Here is a 19815-nt window from a genome sequence, read left to right as displayed (position 1 = left end):
GTTGGAGACCGAGCGCTCCAAGGCCAGCCATTCCGGGCGGGTGATCAGCGAGGCCGCGATCACCACCGCCACCCACAGCGTTGCGAGGACGACCCGGACGATGTCGCTGGTCCGCCGGATCAGTGGTTGTAGCAGGCTGCCCGTGACCGGGATCTCCCGCCCGTCCACTCGCATGCTCGCCCCGCCTCTCCGGGTATTCAGGCCGTACTGGTCAGGTGGCGCCGGACCGACACGCAGGTCCTGCGTGGGGTGCTTCTCCGCCTCTCCGGGCCTTCGGGCCGTACGGGTGGGGAGACGTGAGACCCGCGTTCAGGTCCTGCGTTGGGCGCCACTCCTCTTCTGGGCGTACCCGGTGAGTTACCCATGTGCGTACGAAATCAGTTGGTAGGTTCGCTGCAGGATACCGGCCGGAGCCCTCGCCGAGCCGCCGGTGGTGTCGTGCATCGACCGCCTGGCGTGCGCTATCTCACTCTTTTCGAGATTGATCCTCACATTAGTGTCAAGTTCGACCATGAGGGCATGGACAACGAACTCTTCGATTACAGCCCGATCATCGATCGTCCGCCGCTGCGCTGGCCCGGTGGCGCCCGAGTCGCGTTCTATGTGGGGCTCAACGTCGAGCACTATCAGGTGGATCGGCCGTCGACGAGCATCTTTCCCGGCACCGCCGGGCTCGCGCCCGACCCGCTGAACTACGGGTGGCGCGACTACGGACCGCGGGTGGGCATCTGGCGGGTCATCGAGGTGCTGGACCGGCACGGCATCCGGGCCAGCGCGCTGCTCAATTCCGACGTGGTCGAGAAGAATCCGCAGATCGTGGCGGCGGGGGTGCGACGGGACTGGGCGTGGCTCGCGCACGGGAAGAACAATTCGATCCTCCAGCCGGACCTGCCGCCGGACGAGGAGCGCGCGTACCTCGCCGACGTGGTCGCGACCATCGAGCGCGCGACCGGTCGCAGGCCGCGCGGCTGGATGGGGCCCGGGCTCACCGAGTCCTTCCGAACCCCGTCGCTGCTGGCCGAACTCGGCCTCGGCTACGTCTTGGACTGGACCAACGACGACCAGCCCTATCCGCTGTCGGTACCCGGCCTGCTCAGCGTCCCGTACTCGGTGGAACTCAACGACAACACGCTGTTCCTCGGCAAGGCGACCAGCGGCCCGGACTTCGTGCGGATCGTCCGCGATCAGCTCGACCAGCTCTACGCGGAATCGGCCGACAGTGGGCGTGTCATGGCGCTGGCCCTGCATCCGTTCGTGATCGGGCAGGCATTCCGGATCAAATATCTCGATCAAGCGTTCGACTATGTGGCCGACCACGCCGGAGTGTGGCTCACCACCAGCGATGAGATCGCCGAGCACTACTCGGCCGCGTCGAAACTTGCCGAATACCCGCGAGCCGAAGACGATCGGGTCACGTAACCGATGCTCGGGAGGCAGGAATGGCAGTGCGAGACCAGGCACAGGAGAAGGACCTCGCCGGCAAGACGGTGGTGGTGACCGGCGCCAGTTCGGGCATCGGCGCCGCCGCGGCGCAGCAACTCGCGGCGCGCGGCGCCACCGTCGCGGTCGTGGGGCGGTCGCCGGAGCGCACGGCGGAGGTGGCGGCGAAGGCGGGCGCGCAGCCGTTCGTCGCCGACTTCGCCCGGCTCGACGACGTACGCAAGCTGGCCGACCAACTGCTCGACCGGTACCCCCGGATCGATGTGCTGGCCAACAACGCCGGCGGCGCGTGGCCCGAGCGCACCGTCACCGACGACGGCAACGAGCTCACCTTCCAGGTCAACCACTTGGCGCCGTTCCTGCTGACCAACCTGCTGCTGGAGCGCTTGGCCCAGTCCGAAGCCAGGGTGGTCAACACCGCGAGCATGACCTACCGGATGGCCAAGCTGGACCTGGACCGGGTCAACGCGGCGACGGGCTCGTTCAGCCAGCTCGGCGCGTACGGCACGTCGAAGCTGGCGAACATCCTGTTCACCAGGGAACTGGCCCGCCGCACCGCGGGCACCGGAATCACCACCGCCGCCTTCCATCCTGGCGCGGTCGCCACCCACGTCTACGACCGGGCCCCGTTCGCCCTCGGCTGGTTCATCCGGTCTCCGCTGTCGCGCCCGTTCTTCATCCGCCCGGACAAGGGCGCCGAACCGCTGGTGCACCTGGCCACCACCGCCGACGGCGCGGCGATCAACGGCCAGTACTTCCACCGTTTCAAGCTGGAATCGCCGAGCAACAAGCAGGCGATCGACGCCGATCTCGCCCGGCGGCTGTGGACGCTGTCCGAGCGGGCCACGGGGCTCGGCACGAGTCGATAGCCCGCGGTCAGGGCTGGACGTCGGCGGATCCGCCCGCATGGTCCAGTTCGACGCCGACCCCGTACACCCCACCGGATTGGTCGCTCGCGTCGAGCTCCACGATCGCCCGCGCCACCTGCTCGGTGGGGACCACGGCGGGGAACGAGGTGGGCGCGATGGCGTTCACGCGCACGCCGAACTCGGCGAACTCGGCGGCGAGCATGCGGGTCAGCTGGTTGAGCGCGGCTTTCGACGCGGAGTACAGGGTCTGGCCCGGGTAGACCTCCGAACCGGAGATGCTCGAGACGTTGACGACGTTGCGGTTGCGCGCGCGATTCTCCGGGCCCGCGTGCAACCAGCACCGCTGCGCCAATCGCGCCGAAAGGCGCAGCGGCACCGCTACGTTCAGCGTGAAATGGGGATCGAAGTCCGCCAGCGCGGCGTCACCGTCGACGATGCCGCGCGGGTGCAGCCGGACGTGCGCCGCGTTGTTCACCAGTAGGTCGACCCGTCCGAACCGGGCCAGTGCCAGGTCCACCACCCGTTCGGCTTCGCCCGGCTCGGTCAGATCGGATCGGACCACGAAGACGCGTGCGTCGTTCTCCGGCACCGCCGCGTGCGGCGCCAGCGGATCGACGTACCACTCCAGCTGCGAGGGCACCGCTGGTGTGCGCGTGCGGCACACCGCGACGATGTCGTAGTCGCGGTAGTAGGCCCGGCAGAAGGCGTCGCCCAGGGTGCCGCTCGCGCCGGTGAGCAGGCAGACGCGGCGTTCACCAGTGGACAATCTTGTCTCCTCCCCAGCGCCGTTCGGCATCCGCCCTGGTGCGATGCACCCACATCACCACGCTGTTGCGGTCTCTGACGTTGTTGCCCGCGAACGTGTGCCAGCTGCGCGGGGTGACCTCGAACAGCAGCAGCGAATTGTCCAGCGGCGGAACCAGCACCACCGACGGCAACGCGGCCCCGTCGGCGACGTGGTCGTAGAGCGCGGTCTCGCCGCCGTCGCCCGGCTGCCATCCCGGATTGCCGAGATAGAACAGCACCGCCACCGCGCGTACGGTCTCGCGCGCGACGACCCCCGGCGCCCGCGCCCCGGTCTTGATGTCGACCGTGCCGTCCGGTAGACGCACGTCGTCGCGATCAGGCGGCGGCCCGGGGAACCAGGCGGGGTTCAGATCGTTGTGCGGCCAGCCGAACGGGCTACCCGGCTCGTGGTGGTGCACCGAGCCTTCGATGTCGCCGGTCGCCTCCACCGCGCCGAGCCGGGCGACGAGGTCGTGCCACTCCCGCGAGCTGAACACCCCCAGCGGACCGTCGCGCAGGTCGGCCAACCGGATGCCGTCGGCGCTGTACCCGGCGGCGACGGTCTCGAACAGCCCGGGGCGCTCCCGGCGAACCCGCCGCAGTTCGTCGGCCAATCGCTGGTAGAACTCGGGAACGAAGACGTCTCTGGCGTACACGTGCGGAAACGGGTGGCTGCGGCGAATCCAGCGCCGATGGGCGAACAACTCCCCGAACCACTGCGGAACCGGCGGCGTCGCGAGGCCCGGCTCGCTTGTCACCATTACTCCCTCCCGGTCGAACCCTTCGCGATCATATTGCCCGCAGCCGGTGCGCGCGGGCTGGTGCGCGCTGCGAGGATCGTGCGGGTGAGTGGTGATCTGCGTGTGTGTTTCGTCGGAGACTCGTTCGTCGCCGGTGTCGGCGACCCGCGCTGCCTGGGCTGGGCGGGCCGGCTCGCGTCCGCCGCGCACGCGCGTGGCGTGCCGCTGACCGCGTACAACCTCGGGGTGCGCAGGCAGACCTCCGCCGAGACCCTCGCGCGCTTCCGGGCCGAATGCGCGCCTCGGCTGCCGGAGGGCGTGGATGCCCGGGTCGTGCTGTCGTTCGGAGTGAACGACGCCATGCACGAAAACGGCGGCCCGAGGGTGACGCCCGAGGAGTCGGTGGCCAACCTGAGCGAGCTGCTCGCGCGGGCAGCCGAGCGGGGATGGCGGGTGTTGCTGGTGGCTCCGCCGCCGATCGCGGACGACGAGCACAATGCCCGCATCGCGGCGCTGGACGCGCGGTTCGCGCGGGTCTGCGCCGCGGCGGATGTGCCGTACGTGCCCGTGCACCAGCAGCTGCGCGGCAATCCGGTGTGGTCGGCGGAGGTACGCGCGGGCGACGGGGCGCATCCCGCGGCGGCGGGCTATGACGAGATGGCTGCGCTCATCGCGCCGCATTGGCACGCGTGGTTGTCGCGGTGACGCGTCGCGCCGGGACGCGCCCAGGCGAATGGAGAGCGGACTGTCTGAGACGAAGTGCTGAAATGATCTTTCGCGGGGCCCGCCTATGCCTACTCGGCAGCATATCGAACGCGCTTGCGAGCCTTGATGATCGGGGTCACCCGATCGGCAGCTCCCGCTCCCCCGTCTCGAGCCGCTGCCTGCGCACGGCGGCCAAGTCCACCGTCGGCGCGGGAGCCTTCGGCAACTCCTCCACGGTGAACGCTTCGCTCAATTGCGGCACCCAGCGGACTATTTCGTCGCGAAATGATCCTTCGGTCTCCAATTGTCCGAGTACGCCCACCAGCGTGAGGAACGAGCGAGCGAACGGTGTGAAGTAAGCGGGCATGGTCATCTGCCGGATCACGTTGGTCAGGCGAGGGTTGGTGGTGCGCAACACCTGGCGGCGCAGCCAGCGCGTGGTGACCCGATAGGTGGTGTGCCGCAGCGGCTCACCGCACGGGGTGATCGCGGCGTAGAGCGCCTCGCTGTCCAGTGCCCGTCCGGTTTCCACGAAGCCGTGCCTGCGCGTGGCCGCCGCCAGCTCTCCCGGGCCGCCTCGGAAGATCGCCTTGCAGCAGTCGAGCGTCAGTTCGTCGAAACCCGCGGGCGGCCAAGCGCAGCACGCGCCGAAATCCATCACGCCGAGCCTGCCGTCGGGCAACACCCGGAAGTTGCCCGGATGCGGGTCGGCGTACAGCAGACCGTGCCTGCCCCAGCCCGAGGTCACGAATCGGACCATGAGCATGCCCACCCGGTCGCGCTCGGCCTGCGTCCCGGAGGCCACGACGCGGGACACCGGCGTGCCATCGATCCACTCGCTGATCAGGACGTCACCCTGCTGGGCAACCACTTCTGGTATGTAGAAGTCCGCGTCAGCCGCATAGGCGGTGGCGAAAGCACTCTGGTATCCGGCCTCGGCCGCGTAGTCGAGTTCCGCGCTGACCGACGCGCAGATCGCTTCGGTGACCGCCTGCACGTCCGCGCCGGGCAGGAATACCGATGCGAGGAAAGAGATCCGGCGCAGCTGGTCCAGATCGCGCGCCACCGCCTGCCTGCCGCCGGGATACATCACCTTGACCGCGACCGGCCTGCCGTCGTGCCAGATCGCTCGGTGCACCTGACCGAGCGACGCCGCCGCGGCGCGGCGATCGTCGAATTCCCGGAAGTTGGAACGCCACTGGGGTCCCATACTGTCGGCCATGGCGGCCTGCACCGTGTGCGGCAGCATGACGGGAGCGGCGTCCTGCAACCTGCTGAGCGCGATCCGATACGGCTCGGCCAACTCCGGCGGCAGCGCCAGCTCGTAGATGGCCAACAGCTGCCCCAGCTTCGCGGCGCAGCCTTTCAGCTCGCCGAGCACCTCGAAGATGTGCTGTGCGGTGCGGAGCTGGATGTCGCGATTGACTTCTTCGGCCGATCTGCCGAGGGCGCGTTTGCCGGCGCCTGTGGCCTGCCGTCCGGCGAACGCCATCGGCAGCGCGGCCAGCTTCGCGCCGCGAACAACGCCGTGAACAGGAGGTTTACCATCGGACCGCGACGCGAAAAGCCGGGATCGTCTACCGATCGACCCCTCCGCGGGGCGCTCTCCGAAGGGCCGGATGGTCATGACTCACCTCACAGTCGCGCGGACCAGTGTGACACAGGTGCAGTACCGCACAGTAGGGCTTAGACTGTCTGGGACGTGATCAAAAGTAATCGAAAGGTGACTTCGATGGGATCCCAGACGGTGGTCGCCGACGTTGCCGACGAGTTGGCGCGCCGGGTTGCCGCGGGGGAATATCAGCCGGGGGATCTCATGCCGTCGGTTCGTCAGGTGGCCGAGGAGTTCGACATGAACCGCGCGACCGCACAGCTGACCTTGGGTCGGTTGGAGTCGTATGGTTTCGTCGAAGCGCGGCGCGGCAAGGGATTCACGATTCGTGACGTCCGGGCGGCCGGCGGGGTCGAGGTGTACGGCCAGCTGTTCCGGTTCTCGATTCCCATGCCCGACATCGCGATAGAGATGTTCCGCGACCTCGTCGATGTCGAGCGCAATCTCGTGCTCGAAGCGCTACTCGGCTATACCGGTGGCGAGTACCGGATCGATTCGGCCGAAATGAAAGCCGCCATCGATGAACTGGAATCGATTGCTCGCGAAGACGATCCGGACTTGCGGCAGCTCTTGGCGCTCGAGGTCGCGCTGGTTCGCCGGTTGCTCACCGCGCTCGGTCTCCCCATGCAGCGCGCGATCTTGAACTCGATCGGCGAGATGGTGCTCCAGGTGCCGGAGGCGGTCGAGGCGTACTTCGCCGGCGCGCCGGACCTGCACGTGCTGGTCTGGCGCGCATTGGCCGCGGTGTGGGATTCCGGCTCCGGCCCGAGCGAGGCGCAGCTGGCGCTGTTCGAGGATCTGTTCGGCATGTACCACGAGAAGGTCATCGTGCGGTTCGAGGAACTGGTGGGCGGGGTCGAGGAAAGGGGCGACGAGACCGGCGCCGCCACAGCCTGACTCTCGTACACCGCATAGTTCGTCTCAGACGGTTCCTGTGCAATCGCTTGCACTGTTTCGGTAGGCACGCCGAAATCGGCATGGCCACCCGCTTTCTCCAAATGCACCGTCCGGGACAATTTGGCTGAAAGTTGGGTCGCTGCCGGAGTCGCGAACACGGGTGGTCCAGGCGAGGTGACTCGATGCCAGTCGTACCGAATACGGCTCCGCCGTAGTGGATCACGCGAAGACTCACGCGGGGTCGAAGCCGGAACCGGGTGGGATGCCGACGGAGGACCCGCACGGCATCGCCCACCCGGAATACGCGCTGGGATCAGGCCCCGCCGTTGAGCATGTCGAGGCGCTCGCACGCCTCGACGTACTCCTGGATAAGCCGGTTGACCACGTCGGCGGAGCGCTCGACCCGGTTCATCATGCCGACGATCTGGCCGACCGGATTGAAGTTCACGTCCTTGGCCGCCTCCGGATAGCGGTGACCACGCTTCACGCCGTCCAGCGCGACCATCATCTGCAGCGGCATCGGCAGCGGGTCGGGAGTGTCGGCCTGCTCCCACGCGTCGGTCCAGTCGTTGCGCAGCATGCGGGCCGGCTTGCCGGTCCATGCGCGCGAACGAACGGTGTCGTGGCTGGTGGCGTCGATGTAGGTCTGCATCTGCGCGGGCGGCACGTTGGCCTCCTCCACCGTCAGCCAGACCGAACCGGTCCACGCGCCCGCGGCGCCCATCGCCATCGCGGCGGCCACCTGGCGGCCGTTGCCGATACCGCCCGCGGCCAGCACCGGCAGGTCGCCGACGGCATCGATGACCTGCGGCCACAGCACCAGCGAGGAGACCTCGCCGCAGTGGCCGCCGCCCTCGGTGCCCTGGCAGACCACGAAGTCCAGGCCCGCTCGCTTGTGGTTGAGCGCGTGCTTGACCGAACCGCACAGCGCGCCGATCAGCCTGCCGGAGTCCTGCACCTGCTTGACCACGTCCTCCGGCGGGGTGCCGAGGGCATTGGCGACCAGCTTCGCCTTCGGGTGCCGGAGGATCACCTCCACCTGCGGCCCGGCGGTGGTGGCGGTCCAGCCGAGCAACTGGTTGTGATGCTCGTCTTCCGGCAGCTTCGGCACGCCGTGGTCGGCGAGGATCTTCTCGGCGAAATCACGGTGTCCCTGCGGAACCATCTCGGCGAGCTTGGCCTCCAGTTCCTCGGGGCTCAGGCCGTCGATGCCCTTGCCCTCGTACTTGGAGGGGATCACCAGGTCGACGCCGTACACGCCCTGTACGTGCTCGTCCAGCCAGGCCAGTTCGACCTCGAGCTGCTCGGCGGTGAAGCCGACCGCGCCCAGCACGCCGAGTCCGCCCGCGTTGCTGACCGCGGCCGCCACGTCGCGGCAGTGGGTGAAGGCGAAGATGGGGAATTCGATCCCGAGCCGTTCGCAGATTTCGGTACGCATGGCGTGCTGGTCTCCCTAACTGCTCCGCCGCGAACGGCGCGGCGCAGGTGTACTAGAACGAGTTGCATAACTGGCGCGCGGCACGGCTCGGCCGCAGCAGGTCGAGTTCGCCGCGAGCCGCTGATATCGCCATGAAGCGGCTGCGGCGTCCTCGACTGGGCCGTGCACCATGCCTTGACAGTAACACGTTCTAGTTTTTCGGGGAATGGACCGCGCTGTCAGACAGCGGCCCGCTCCAGTTCGGCCAGCGACTCCTCCAGGTGATCCAGCAGGCGGGGCAGCTGCGGCACACTGCGGCGGCACCCGACCAGGCCGAAATCGAGGTGGTCGGCATTGGAGGTCAGGGTGATGTTCACCGCCTGGCCGTCGAACGGGATCGACAGCGGGTAGCTCGCGTCCAGCCGCGCGCCGTTCCAGTACATCGGTTCGCGGGGCCCCGGCACGTTCGAGATGACGAGGTTGAAGGTCGGATTGGTCAACGGGATCAGCGCCGGCACGAGGTTGAGGGCGAGCGGGCTGAGCATCAGCGCCGACAGCGCCATCGTCTGGTTGGCCGACAGCGTGCGGTAGACCTCCTTGCCGTCCCGCATCGACGCGCTGACCACCTGCAACCGATCGAGCGGATCGGCGATGTCGGTGCCCAGATTGCAGAGCACCGCCCCCACCTTCACACCGTGGGCCTCCTCGTCGTCCTCGCCGCGCAGCGACATCGGCACCATCGCGATCAACGGCTTGTCGGGCAGGGCGTCGCGTTCGCTCAGGTAGCGCCGCAGCGCGCCCGCCGACATCGTGAGCACCACGTCGTTGAGCGTCGAGCCGGTGGCCTTCTTCACCTGCTGCAGCCGATCCATCGGCCAGGACCGGACCGCTGATCGGCGCGCGCCTCCGATCGGCACGTTGAACATGGTGCGCGGGGCCGCGAACGGCAGATTCCCCTGCTGCCGCAGCAGAGCGGTTCGAGCGGCGCGCAGCAGCGAGGCGCCGGAGGTCGCCGCGGAGAGCAGATTCCGGGCCGCGCCGCCCGCACCGGTCGCCGAGCTACGCCTGCCACGCGGCAGGTGCCACGGCACCGGGGTGGCGCTGGAGGCCGGATCGCTGGTCAGCGTGCGGCGCAAAAGGCGTTGCGCGGAGACGCCGTCGATCAACGCATGATGCATCTTCGAGTACAGCGCGAATCTGCCATCGGCGAGGCCCTCGATCAGATGGAACTCCCACAGCGGGCGATGCCGGTCGAGCAAACTGCTGTGCAGCCCGGAGGCCAGTTCGACGAGCTGGTGCATCCGCCCCGGCCCCGGCACGGCCAGCCGCCGCACGTGATAATCGAGCTCGACCTCTTCGGCATACGTCCATGCCATCTGCGGCGCTCCGAAGATCGTTGCCGGATGTTTGCGAAAAACCGGATCGACCTCTGTGCTGCCCAATAGTCGCGCGTGTACCTGCGCGGCGAAGTCGTCTCCCGCGCCCTCTGGTGGCTCGAACAATTGCAGCGATCCGACGTGCATCGGTTGTTCGCGGGATTCGGCGAGCAAGAAGACGGCATCGACCGGCGCGATGAATTCCATGATGAGTCGCCCCCTGACGACATGGTGCAAGTGTTGGAGTTCAGATCGACCACGTTGTCGGTGGGCCCGCGCGGCCGGGAACCGACGCGCAACACGAACTTACCCGTACGGGATGGACCGCGTTCGGTGAATCACCGATCCTTCGACGCCAGCAGGTAGGCCTGCCCGAACCGCTCGTCGGGCTCCGGCTCGCGCACCATGCGAGCGATCATGGTGAACCCGGCGGCGCCGAGCAAACGCGCGAGACGTTTGGGCGCCCAGCGGTACGCGCGAGTTACCTTGTGGTCGAAGGCTTCCACCGCATCGGGCAGGTCGGCCGTCTGGAAAGCCAGCAGCACGTGCCCTTTGCTCACGAGTACCCGGTAGAACTCGTTCAACACGTGCGGCACGCGCTCCGGCGGGGTGTGGATCAACGAGTACCACGCCACCACCCCGCCGAGCGTCTCATTGCCCAGCGGTAGCTGCTCTATCGAACCTTGCGCGAAGGACAGCTGTGGATAGTCCGCTCGAGCCAGTTCCACCATTCGCGGCGAGAGATCGATGCCGAACACTTCCGCGCCCAGCGACGCGAGATGACCGGTGATCCGTCCGGGGCCGCAGCCGAGGTCGGCGATCGGTCCGCGACCGCCGCGTGTCACGGATTCCACGAACGCGCCGAGCATGGCCCGGTCGAGTGTCGCGCCGGCGAGATGGTGCCGGAAATGCTCGGTGTAGAACTCGGCGATGTCGTCGTAGGCGGCGCGGGTGGCGGCCACGTCGGAGCGTTCGTCTGCGAAGTCTTCGATCGAATCCAGCACCCGGAGCAGCGTATTAGGTTCTCGTTCTCGTTCGTGCGTCCCCTGGCGATTACCTGTCCGGAATTCGGACGGCTGCCTCCGGCGTAGGGGGCGCGGCTCGGTCCGCGGGCGCCCGCTCGCCGCGGCTGCGTGCCGTTCCGAGCACCGAACCGAGGATGACCAGCGGGAAGCCGATCGCCATGCCCGCGGTCAGCGGCTCGTCGAGTGCCGTGACGCCGAGCAGGATCGCCACCGCGGGATTGACGTAGGTGATCACCGTCGCGCGCGCGGGGCCCACTTCGGCGATCAGCGCGAAGAAGAGCAGGAACGCCGCGGCCGTGCAGAGCACCGCGAGGCCGAGCACCGACCAGGCCGCGTCGGCGGTGATGCGCGCGGGCCACAGCCACCCCGCGAACGGCGCGTAGATGGCCGCCGCCAGCAGCAGCGACCCGGTCACCACGCCCAGCGGCGGCAGATCGGCCAGCGCCCGATCGATGACGATCGGACCCACCGCGTATCCGATCGTGGTCAAGCCGATCGCGGCGATGGCCGCCGGATTGCCCAGGTCGACGTCCAGGCCGACCAGTGCGGTGACGCCCGCGAACCCGACCAGCAAGCCGATCACCCGGCGCGCGTCGAACCGGTCGTGGCCGAGCACGGTCACGATCACCACGGCGATCAGCGGCACCGCCGCGATCAGCAGGCCGACGGTCGAACTGTTCAGCGTGGTCTCGGCGTACCCGATCAGGAGCCACGGACCGGTGATCTCCACCAGTGTGTACAGCAGCAACGGCCGCCACCGCCGCAGCACCGGAGCCAGCACGTCGCGGTACAGCGCGATCGGCAACAGCAGCAGGCCGCCGATCAGCGTGCGGCCGAAAGCGACCACCATCGGGTCGAGATCCTCCACCGCGATCCGGATCATCGCGTACGGCACGCCCCAGATCAGGCCCATGGCGAGGAACAGAGACCACCCCCGGCGCGTCACCGCGGGCCCGCCGTTCGGTGCGGACGGATCGGTTCGAATGGAATCCGCTCGATTCGGGGCATATTCCGCTCGCTTCCCACCACTCAGAGCCTATCCAGGTGGTCCGATCATCCGACAGATTCGAATTCCCGCTTGTGACAAGGCCGCCGCACCCGTCCCGTTCGCCCGATTTCGGCGAATGATGCGCGCGGGCAAGACGTTCGAGCTAGTCTCGCCGGGAGCGAAGGGAATGCATCATCGTGGTCGACGTGATCCGCCGGCTCGCCCCGAGCGAGGAGATGTTCGCCGCGGGCGAGGTCTTCATCGGTTATTCGGCCCGGGTATCCGGTCGGCTCGACCTGCGGGCCCTGACGACTGCTTTCGAAGCCGTCGCCCGAGCGCATCCGATGCTGCGCGCCCGCATCGAGGTGTCCGACGAGGGCGGCCACGTCTTCGCCGGCACGGACGCCACCCCCGAGATCTTCGTCGCCGACGCTGATCCCGAATACCCGCTCACCGGCGCCAAATTCGATCAGCGCGCGGGTGTCTGCGCCCTGTGCGTGGTGCGTGACGGCGATACCGCCGCCGTCACGCTCATGATCCATCACAGCATCGCCGACGCGTATCACGCTTTCGCCATCGTCGACGAACTCTGGACGGGCTACCGGGACACGGTCGGCGGCCGCGCGCTCGAACTGCCGGTCCACGCGTTCCCCGAACCGGTGGAGCACCTGCTCGCGGCGCGGGGGATCGAGAAGATGGCGCTGCCCGGCTCCGTGCCCGCCGGTGCATCCTCCGCCGGTGCGCCGTCGCCCCCGCAGCCGCGCGAAGACGAGTACCCGATACTGCGCACCACCCGGTGCCTGCTCACCCGGGAAGAGACCGCGGCGCTGGTCGCACTGGGGCATCGCGAGAACGTGACGGTGCACGGTCTGGTGTCGGCGGCTCTGCTGCGGACCGAGGCCGAGATTCGGGAACTCCCCCTGACCGGGCTGCTCTACCTGTATTCCGTCGACCTACGCACCAGGGTGAGCCCCGAGATCGCCGCCACCGAAGGGACGAACGTCCTCGGTTTCGCCAACTACCTGTCCCCCGCCTCCGACGTGACGCTGGTGGAATCGGCCCGCGGCATCAGCGAGGCCCTGCACGCGGGCTTGACCGCGGGCATCGTGCAGCGCACGCCCCTGAGCATCCCCGATATGGCGGCCGCGCCGAGGCCCGCCCTGCCCGGTGTGGTCATCGCGACCAACTGGGGAACCATCCCGCCGTTACCCGAGCAGGACGCGCTGCGCGTCGACGACTTCCACTCCACCATGCTCGCCAAACCGGACCTGACCGGCCGTCGTCCTCAGCAACCGGGCGGGGGCACCTGTGTAATCAGCACTTTCGACGGCCGGCTGAGCGTGGAGATCCACCACCCCGAGGAATTCACCGACCTCCAGCGTCACCGCGTCGAGGTGCTGAAGCGCAACTTGATCGACTTGCGGTCCTGACCGTCACCCCGCAACGGCCAGGCGGGGTCCGACCGCGGCCTGGTCCGAAGACGCCGCGGGCTCGCGATCTCGCCACCCGGCGGTGATCGCGAGCCCGCGGATCGATCAGTTCGGTGCCTTCGTGGTGGAAGTGGTGCTCGGTGCCGCGGATTGCGTTGTCGTGGTGACCGGCTCGGTGGTGGTCGTCTTCGCGGTCTCCACCGGCGCCGCGACAGCTGACGGTGCGGGCGTGGTGGTGACCTGCGGCGTCGTCGTCGCACTCGAGGTTTCCGACGGCGGCGTCGCGGTCGTCGCCCCACCTGTGGTCGTGGGTGCGGCGCTGGAGGTCTTCGGCGCCGTGGTCGATGCCTCGGCGGGTTCGGTCGTCGCCGCCGCCGAGGTGGTCGTCACCGCCTTGTACACCGCGGCGAGGTCGGCCTCCTGCGGCTTGGACGTCGGGTCGACCTGCTTACCGGCCTGCGCCTGCTCGGCCAGGTGGGTGAGCCAGGCCGCCGCGTATTCGGCCGAGGTCAGCGGCTTGCCCGCGGCGGGGTCGGCGTCGTGCCAGTAGTCGAAGTGGTGACCGCTGTGGTTCGGGCCGAGCGTGCGATTGTAGGGATCGCTCGAGATCACGGGGATCGTGTTCTGGTTCGTCACGATGAGGCCGATGATCTCGTTGAGCACCTTCTGCGGCAGGTAGGCCAGCGGCGACATCTGTTCGGTCGAAATCGAGTCCGCCTTCGCGGGCGCCTTCGGCTGCTCGCCCGGCTTGTACGCCGGATCCGACACCCGCAGCAGCACCTGCAGGAAGGTCTCGTCACTCTGCATCCAGTTCGGCTGCGACTGGATGTCCGCGAACGCCGCCAACGCGATGCGGCTGAGCACCACGGCGACGTCCTGCCCGGTAGCGGGCGTGAGTCCGTCTCGTTCGAGCGCGTCGACGTTCAACTGCCTGCCCACGTTGACCACCAGTTGCAGCAGGGAGATGTTCTCCGGCGCCGAGCAGGTGAGATCGCCGTCGGAGCAGAACGAGGCGATCTTGCCGTTCAGCGCACCGAAATCACCGCTGGTGCCCTGCACCGCACCCTGCCCGGGGACCGGGTTCTTGCCGTTCTGATATTGCTGGTCGAAGCCGTCCGGGTTGCCGAAAGGATCCTTCGATCCGGGGAACGGCCCGTCTCCCGCCGAGCGGCCCGAGTCCGCGAGGATGACGACACCGACGACATCGTCCGGATCGACGATCCCGTATTCCCCGTCCTGACCGGGTTCCTGATGGCCGATCTTCATCGCGACGCGACGGACGACGTCGGCGCCCTCGCTGTAGCCCACGATGGAGAACTTGGTATCGGGGCAAGCCTGCGCGATCTCCCGCATCACCTGCTCGGTGTTCGCGACACCGGCGTTGACGGCGTCCTCATAGGTGGCCATGTTCGCGGGGTACGCGATGTAGACCGCGGCGTACGCACCGGGATCCACGTCATCGGCCGGTGCGTTCACCACCGGATCGACCCACTCGCTGCTGTGGTCACCGGACAGCGCTGCGGGCAACGGATTTCCGTTGGCGTCGACGAGCATTTTCGTGGTCCCGGCCACAGGAGTGTCATTGCGACCGGCCACCGAGATGGTCACCATGTCGTGGCATTCCGTAACCGACGACGTGAGCTGCGTATCCCTGGTTTCCGGCGTTGATGTCAGTGCCAACGAGGCGGCGACGGCCGCCGCCACCCCCAGCACTGCCGGCGCGGCAACCGCCGAGGCGATGCGATGCCGCGCGAAGAACTCGCGAAGAGCCATGTCCTGATCCCCATTCCATACACCGACAAAGTGGACGGACAAGCCCCCCGACGGGCCATACGTCACCGAGGACGTCGCAGTTGGGTACCCGGGCGTTACTCGGCAGTTCGGATCGAGAGCGGCCGAGGAGTTTCCCATCTCGCTTGTTTCCGTCCGCATGTCACAGCCGGATGGGCTGTCTCGTCTCGGGTTCCGAAGACCGGTTCTGTGCAGGACCACACCTCTTACCGCAAGGAGCTGATCATGAACGAGCAGAAGGTGGCGCTGATCACCGGGGCGAACAAGGGAATCGGCCGTGGAGCCGCCGAGCAACTCGCTGCGCTGGGCATGACGGTGCTGATCGGCGCCAGGGACTCGGGGCGCGGCGCGGAGGCCGCCGCGGCGCTGCGCGCGACCGGCGCCGACGCGCACGCGCTCACTCTCGACGTCACCGACGCGACTACGATCACCGCGGCCGCGCAGCAGGTCGAAGCGCGCTTCGGACACCTCGACGTGCTGATCAACAACGCCGGCATCACCGGTTCCGGACAGGTCTCGCCGATGGATGCCCTCGACCAGATCCCGAGCACCGTCGATCCGGACATGGTCCGTGGGGTATTCGAAACCAACGTCTTCGGGGTGATCGCGGTGACCAACGCCATGCTGCCGCTGCTGCGGCGGTCATCGGCGCCGCGCATTGTCAACGTCAGCTCGCATGCCGCGTCGCTGACCCTCAGCAGCGACCTGGACGGCCCCTTCGCCGACCTGCTGCCCTCGGCGGCGTACTCGCCGTCCAAGTCCGCGCTCACGGCGCTGACCGTGCAGTATGCCAAGGAGCTGCGCAAGGACGGCATCCTCGTCAACGCGGTGGCCCCCGGCTACGTCGACACCGACAGCAACAACCACACCGGCGTCCGCACGGTCGCGCAAGGCGCCGTGATCCTGGTGCGCCTGGCCACGCTCGACGCGGACGGACCGACCGCCGGGTTCTTCAGCGACGAGGGGCAGGTGCCCTGGTGAAAGGTGCGAGAGGAGCTGACGTGACCCGGATCGAGGAGTTCGAAGACCTGCGGCCGCTGCTGTTCTCCATCGCCTACCGGATCCTCGGCAGCACGAGCGAGGCCGAGGACGCGGTGCAGGAGACCTGGCTGCGCTACGAGGCCTCCCCGACCCGGCCCGTCTCGGCCAAGGCATTCCTGTCGGCCACCGTGAGCCGGATCTCGATCGACGTGCTGCGGTCGGCCCGCGTGCGGCGCGAGGAGTACGTCGGGCCGTGGTTCCCCGAACCACTGCTGACCGACCCCTACCAGGACCCACAGCGGTCGGCGGAGCTGGCCGACTCGGTATCGATGGCGGCCTTGCTGCTGCTGGAACGGCTCAGCCCGCTCGAACGCGCGGTCTTCGTGCTGCGGGAAGTGTTCGGATTCGGGTTCGCGGAGGTCGCGGCGGCGGTAGGGCGCTCGGCGGCGGCGTGCCGCCAGCTCGCGGTGCGGGCTCGCCGCCACATGGACCTCGGACGGCCCCGCTTCGAAGCCGACCGCGTCGAGCGCGAGGAACTCGCCGTGCGCTTCCTCGACGCGTTCCGGGACGGTGACGTCGACGGGCTGACCGCGCTGTTGGCCGCCGACGTCCAGATGGTCGGCGACGGCGGCGGCAAGGCCCCGCAATGGGCCGAGCGGTTCGTCGGCGCCGGGAACGTGAGCCGAGCGCTCGCCGCGTTATGCCTGCTGTTCACCCGGATCGGCGCGAAAGTGGAGTCGCGTCAGGTCAACGGCCAGCCGGGCGCGATCTTCCGCGACCGCGACGGCAAGGTCCTCACCACCTGGATCATCGACATTCTCGACGGACAGATCCAGACGATCCGCTCGGTGAGCAACCCCGACAAGCTCGGGCACGTCGGTCCCGTGGGAGACGCCTGGGCGGCGCTGCGCGAAGCCCAGCAGGCCCTCCGGCCCGGAGACTGACCACCCGGCACTATGCAGTAGATCCGCAGTCCGTGTGTCATGGATCAACCGCGCTGCCCTGCGGTGGGGCTGAGATTCTCATCGCAATGTCAGGCCGGGATTCTCAGCCCGATGTCATATCGCCCGGCCGAGGCGGTCGCGGCCTTGGAGATCAGGTAGGAGCGAAACCGCCGAGTTCGAACCCGATCGTCAACGCCGCCAGTAGTCCTGCGACAAACCCTGCCGTAAGGGCGTATCCCATCGCGACCCGTCGCACCCTCGGCCACAGCATCAGCGCCGCGCCCGGCGCGAGCAGTACGACTGCGGCGACGAGCCAGGTGAGCCAGTACGAGCCAGGTACCTCGACCGGGCGAGCGCGCAGGTGTGACGGCGTCGCCGGGATCTCGGGAAGATCCAATCACTGCCGCACCACGAAGACAGCGGGTACGAACACCACTGTCGAGACAAACAGCCCCGCGCCGACGCCCCATCCCGCGCTACACGGTCGTGACGGGTCCCTGGGTCGGCGCTGGACATGGGCAGGATCCTCGATCTGTCGGGTGAGGCACTCTGGTTCAGTCCCCCGTGTGGCTATTGTGCGGCATCGCCCCGCCGCGACGGTGCGGCGGGCCGATAGCCATCCTCAGCGGATGCCGGACCAGGAGTGGACCGACGACGATCCGAGCACCAGGAACGGTTTGGCGATGCCCAGCTTCTCCCCTTCGACCGCGACAGCGACCGCATCCTGGGCTGGGTTGCCGTAGTCGTCGCCGGCGGCGTAGTCGTAGACGCCGTGCTCGGTGACCGGCCGCGGGGCTGTCGGCTCGAGTGTTGGGTGTGCCGGTCGCGTGGGTGATGGGGCTGGGGGGTGATTGTGCGGGAGCTGCGGGTGCGCGGCAGGGCTCGATGCCGCGGCAGCTCAAAGGATTTCGTACTGGTGTCGCACCTGCCGAATCACCGAAGGCGGGGCGACCCGCGATCAGCCTGGCCGGCCTCGCGGGCTCCAGGTGCGTTACGTCACTACCCCTACGACATCGCCGGGCCGTCCGAATTACTACTGACCAGCTGTAACCCAACAATGGCGGAGCCTTGGATCCGCCCAATGACGCCATCCTCGATAGGGCATCGGATGGTCCTGGTCGCGAGGGCCCGAGAAAGGGTGTTTACAATAACCAACTAGCAGGCTAGGCTTGAACGCAATCACGGGGGTGATGGTTCATCAAAGTATTGCTTGCGCGCATTGACCTAGCGGCCTGCATTGATCAGGGGGGATGGGGGAAGTACCGGTTTCTTGCGGCTCTCTTCGCACCGCCAGACCGTTGTTCGAATATTAGTACGCGGCTATTCGGCCGTTGGCCGTTCGTGACTGCATTTGGCCAAGCCTTGGACTTTTGACAAACATTCTATCACTGGGGGGTTGAGCTTTGCATCGAGACGCGCTGGAAACCCGGGAGCATAGCGAGCGGTGGTTTGTTGATGAGATGAACGCTGACACTCTGTCGAGCCCTCTGTTCACGGTAGAGGGTGGACGAGAGCTGAGTGGCCGGACGGAGGTTCCCGGGTCTAAACACGGTATGGTTCTGGTTTTTGCGGCTGCCGTCGCGCTGGGCGCCAAGGTGACCTTGGAGAATGTTCCGCAGTCCACAGAGTTCGAGGTTCTTTCCGACATCGTTCACGCCCTTGGCGGAACTATCTCATCCGGTGACCGCAGAACGTGCGTGGTCGATGGTGAAGTTAGTTCCGACCTGCTCCCCGGAGCGCTTACTCGACGGATTCATGGTTCAATTTATCTACTGGCCGCCGTTCTGGCCCAGCGTGGTGCTGTAACTTTTGGTGGCGCTGGTGGCGACGAGCTTGGAACATACGAGTTCGGGCTGACACGGCCGATTCAGCAGATACTCGATGTGATGGCATTGTTCGGCGCCGATTGGTCGTGGCAAGGTTCAGAGCTGACGGTCCGGCGGGAACGGCTTGTCCCGGCCACGGTCGATATCCTTCGTTGGTCCGACGATCCGGAGCGTCCGGCTGGCCCTCGCGTTTCGAGCGCAACCAAGGCGGCCGTCCTGATGGCGGCGGCGACCCCTGGAACGAGCGTCATCCTGAATCCACATGACAAGGAGGCGCAACGCGAGCTTATCGCGGTGCTTCGGGAGCTCGGTGTGGATATCGAGCAGCGAGATCGATGCTGGATAGTGAGAGGTCGCCCAGGCCGGCAAGCGGCTCGCTATCGACTGATGCCGGATCCGGTCGAAGTGATTACATGGCAGTCGGTAGCAGTGATGACGGGATCGTCTTTCGAGTTGGACTGTGGGGACACGTCGCACCTGGTGAAGGCGATCAGGCGTGAGCTCGAGTTTCTCGATCATCTGGGGATTAAGCCGGAGATCGGTGATGGGAGTATTCGCGTGTCGCCTGCAGTGGGCTCTTATGTGGGAGCTCAGCTGATAGCCGAATCGACCGGGATTTCCACTGATATTGCGCCGCTGCTTGCGCTCGTGCTGTTGAAGGCCACGGGGCGGTCGACGGTCGAGGATCGCGTGTGGCGAAAAAGGTTTGGGTATGCGGCGCCGTTGAAGCAATTGGGTGCGTCAACGCAGATTGTGGGTGAGCGCCTGTCGATCGAGCCCTCCATCTTGCGGCCGACCGAAGAGACGGTCCTCGCTGCCGATACCCGTAGTGTCGCAGTCTGTTTGGTTGCAGCGTTAGCTGTCGCGGGACGGACCACCATCGACGGGATCGAGCATCTCGCCCGTGGCTACGAAGCCTTGCCGGAACGGTTGGCGGTTCTCGGCGCGGATATCGCATACGTTCGGAGGGGGTAGGTATGGCGAGTCG

Annotated in this window: 17 protein-coding genes; 8 read left to right on the top strand and 9 right to left on the bottom strand. The window is 67.5% G+C overall.

The features are described from left to right. Positions 1-519: 519 nt before the first annotated feature. Both ON27_RS28750 and ON27_RS28745 read left to right on the top strand, forming a co-directional pair. Positions 520-1419 (top strand): polysaccharide deacetylase family protein, encoded by a 900-nt coding sequence (locus tag ON27_RS28750; protein WP_043734368.1) that lies wholly within the window; start codon positions 520-522, stop codon positions 1417-1419. A gap of 20 nt (positions 1420-1439) precedes the next feature. Next, entirely contained in the window at positions 1440-2309 is an 870-nt protein-coding gene (locus ON27_RS28745) for an SDR family NAD(P)-dependent oxidoreductase (RefSeq protein ID WP_043734367.1), read from the top strand. Between the two features lie 7 nt (positions 2310-2316). Here ON27_RS28745 and ON27_RS28740 read toward each other — a convergent pair whose 3' ends face one another. Both ON27_RS28740 and ON27_RS28735 read right to left on the bottom strand, forming a co-directional pair. After that, entirely contained in the window at positions 2317-3075 is a 759-nt protein-coding gene (locus ON27_RS28740) for an SDR family NAD(P)-dependent oxidoreductase (protein WP_245560254.1), read from the bottom strand. Further along, a complete protein-coding gene (locus tag ON27_RS28735; RefSeq protein WP_373282800.1) occupies positions 3062-3853 on the bottom strand; it encodes a 2OG-Fe(II) oxygenase family protein in 792 nt (263 codons plus the stop codon). Before ON27_RS28735 ends, ON27_RS28740 begins: the two co-directional genes overlap by 14 nt. Positions 3854-3940: 87 nt before the next feature. On the opposite strand from ON27_RS28735, the gene ON27_RS28730 reads away from it, so the two are divergent. After that, complete coding sequence (locus tag ON27_RS28730; protein ID WP_086007566.1) at positions 3941-4540, top strand: DUF459 domain-containing protein; 600 nt, start codon at positions 3941-3943, stop codon at positions 4538-4540. A gap of 136 nt (positions 4541-4676) precedes the next feature. On the opposite strand, the gene ON27_RS28725 is transcribed toward ON27_RS28730, so the two are convergent. Further along, positions 4677-6167, bottom strand: coding sequence for an ABC1 kinase family protein (locus ON27_RS28725; RefSeq protein WP_245560252.1), 1491 nt, complete (start codon positions 6165-6167; stop codon positions 4677-4679). Positions 6168-6272: 105 nt separating this feature from the next. On the opposite strand from ON27_RS28725, the gene ON27_RS28720 reads away from it, so the two are divergent. Further along, complete coding sequence (locus tag ON27_RS28720; RefSeq protein ID WP_043734365.1) at positions 6273-7049, top strand: GntR family transcriptional regulator; 777 nt, start codon at positions 6273-6275, stop codon at positions 7047-7049. A 313-nt stretch (positions 7050-7362) separates the two neighbouring features. Here ON27_RS28720 and ON27_RS28715 read toward each other — a convergent pair whose 3' ends face one another. The 4 genes from ON27_RS28715 to ON27_RS28700 form a co-directional block, all read right to left on the bottom strand. Continuing rightward, on the bottom strand, positions 7363-8487 hold the full coding sequence (locus ON27_RS28715) for an NAD(P)H-dependent flavin oxidoreductase (RefSeq protein ID WP_043734364.1): 1125 nt from the start codon (positions 8485-8487) through the stop codon (positions 7363-7365). 218 nt (positions 8488-8705) lie between these two features. Beyond that, entirely contained in the window at positions 8706-10049 is a 1344-nt protein-coding gene (locus ON27_RS28710) for a WS/DGAT/MGAT family O-acyltransferase (protein ID WP_043734363.1), read from the bottom strand. A gap of 131 nt (positions 10050-10180) precedes the next feature. Continuing rightward, on the bottom strand, positions 10181-10846 hold the full coding sequence (locus tag ON27_RS28705; protein WP_218003050.1) for a class I SAM-dependent DNA methyltransferase: 666 nt from the start codon (positions 10844-10846) through the stop codon (positions 10181-10183). A 49-nt stretch (positions 10847-10895) separates the two neighbouring features. Further along, the gene (locus ON27_RS28700) at positions 10896-11813 is read right to left on the bottom strand and encodes a DMT family transporter (RefSeq protein WP_043734361.1); all 918 of its coding nucleotides are present in this window, start codon (positions 11811-11813) and stop codon (positions 10896-10898) included. A 239-nt stretch (positions 11814-12052) separates the two neighbouring features. Here ON27_RS28700 and ON27_RS28695 point away from each other — a divergent pair, with 239 nt between their 5' ends. After that, positions 12053-13285, top strand: a complete 1233-nt coding sequence (locus ON27_RS28695; protein WP_051047075.1) for a phthiocerol/phthiodiolone dimycocerosyl transferase family protein — start codon at positions 12053-12055, stop codon at positions 13283-13285. 105 nt (positions 13286-13390) lie between these two features. On the opposite strand, the gene ON27_RS28690 is transcribed toward ON27_RS28695, so the two are convergent. After that, complete coding sequence (locus ON27_RS28690) at positions 13391-15058, bottom strand: cutinase family protein (RefSeq protein WP_043734359.1); 1668 nt, start codon at positions 15056-15058, stop codon at positions 13391-13393. A 243-nt stretch (positions 15059-15301) separates the two neighbouring features. Between ON27_RS28690 and ON27_RS28685 the strand changes: the two genes are divergently transcribed. After that, entirely contained in the window at positions 15302-16057 is a 756-nt protein-coding gene (locus tag ON27_RS28685) for an SDR family NAD(P)-dependent oxidoreductase (RefSeq protein ID WP_043734390.1), read from the top strand. A gap of 20 nt (positions 16058-16077) precedes the next feature. Further along, entirely contained in the window at positions 16078-17001 is a 924-nt protein-coding gene (locus ON27_RS28680; RefSeq protein ID WP_043734357.1) for an RNA polymerase sigma-70 factor, read from the top strand. A 151-nt stretch (positions 17002-17152) separates the two neighbouring features. Here ON27_RS28680 and ON27_RS28675 read toward each other — a convergent pair whose 3' ends face one another. Further along, positions 17153-17398 carry a hypothetical protein gene (locus ON27_RS28675; protein ID WP_051047074.1) on the bottom strand — a complete coding sequence of 82 codons (246 nt, stop codon included), beginning with the start codon at positions 17396-17398 and terminating at the stop codon, positions 17153-17155. A 1063-nt stretch (positions 17399-18461) separates the two neighbouring features. Between ON27_RS28675 and ON27_RS41625 the strand changes: the two genes are divergently transcribed. Then, positions 18462-19802 carry a carboxyvinyltransferase gene (locus ON27_RS41625; protein ID WP_157227378.1) on the top strand — a complete coding sequence of 447 codons (1341 nt, stop codon included), beginning with the start codon at positions 18462-18464 and terminating at the stop codon, positions 19800-19802. The last annotated feature ends 13 nt before the right edge of the window (positions 19803-19815 follow it).

The organism is Nocardia asiatica NBRC 100129, assembly GCF_000308415.1.
GTDB lineage: Bacteria > Actinomycetota > Actinomycetes > Mycobacteriales > Mycobacteriaceae > Nocardia > Nocardia asiatica.
Note: the sequence above shows the minus strand (reverse complement) of the source record. Positions and strands in the feature narration are given on the sequence as shown.

Bases quoted from the DNA above. Each gene is read 5' to 3' on its own strand.
- ON27_RS28750 (WP_043734368.1), top strand. From the start codon at position 520: ATGGACAACGAACTCTTCGATTACAGCCCGATCATCGATCGTCCGCCG.
- ON27_RS28745 (WP_043734367.1), top strand. From the start codon at position 1,440: ATGGCAGTGCGAGACCAGGCACAGGAGAAGGACCTCGCCGGCAAGACG.
- ON27_RS28725 (WP_245560252.1), bottom strand. From the start codon at position 6,167: ATGACCATCCGGCCCTTCGGAGAGCGCCCCGCGGAGGGGTCGATCGGT.
- ON27_RS28720 (WP_043734365.1), top strand. From the start codon at position 6,273: ATGGGATCCCAGACGGTGGTCGCCGACGTTGCCGACGAGTTGGCGCGC.
- ON27_RS28715 (WP_043734364.1), bottom strand. From the start codon at position 8,487: ATGCGTACCGAAATCTGCGAACGGCTCGGGATCGAATTCCCCATCTTC.
- ON27_RS28710 (WP_043734363.1), bottom strand. From the start codon at position 10,049: ATGGAATTCATCGCGCCGGTCGATGCCGTCTTCTTGCTCGCCGAATCC.
- ON27_RS28690 (WP_043734359.1), bottom strand. From the start codon at position 15,058: ATGGCTCTTCGCGAGTTCTTCGCGCGGCATCGCATCGCCTCGGCGGTT.
- ON27_RS28685 (WP_043734390.1), top strand. From the start codon at position 15,302: ATGAACGAGCAGAAGGTGGCGCTGATCACCGGGGCGAACAAGGGAATC.
- ON27_RS41625 (WP_157227378.1), top strand. From the start codon at position 18,462: ATGAACGCTGACACTCTGTCGAGCCCTCTGTTCACGGTAGAGGGTGGA.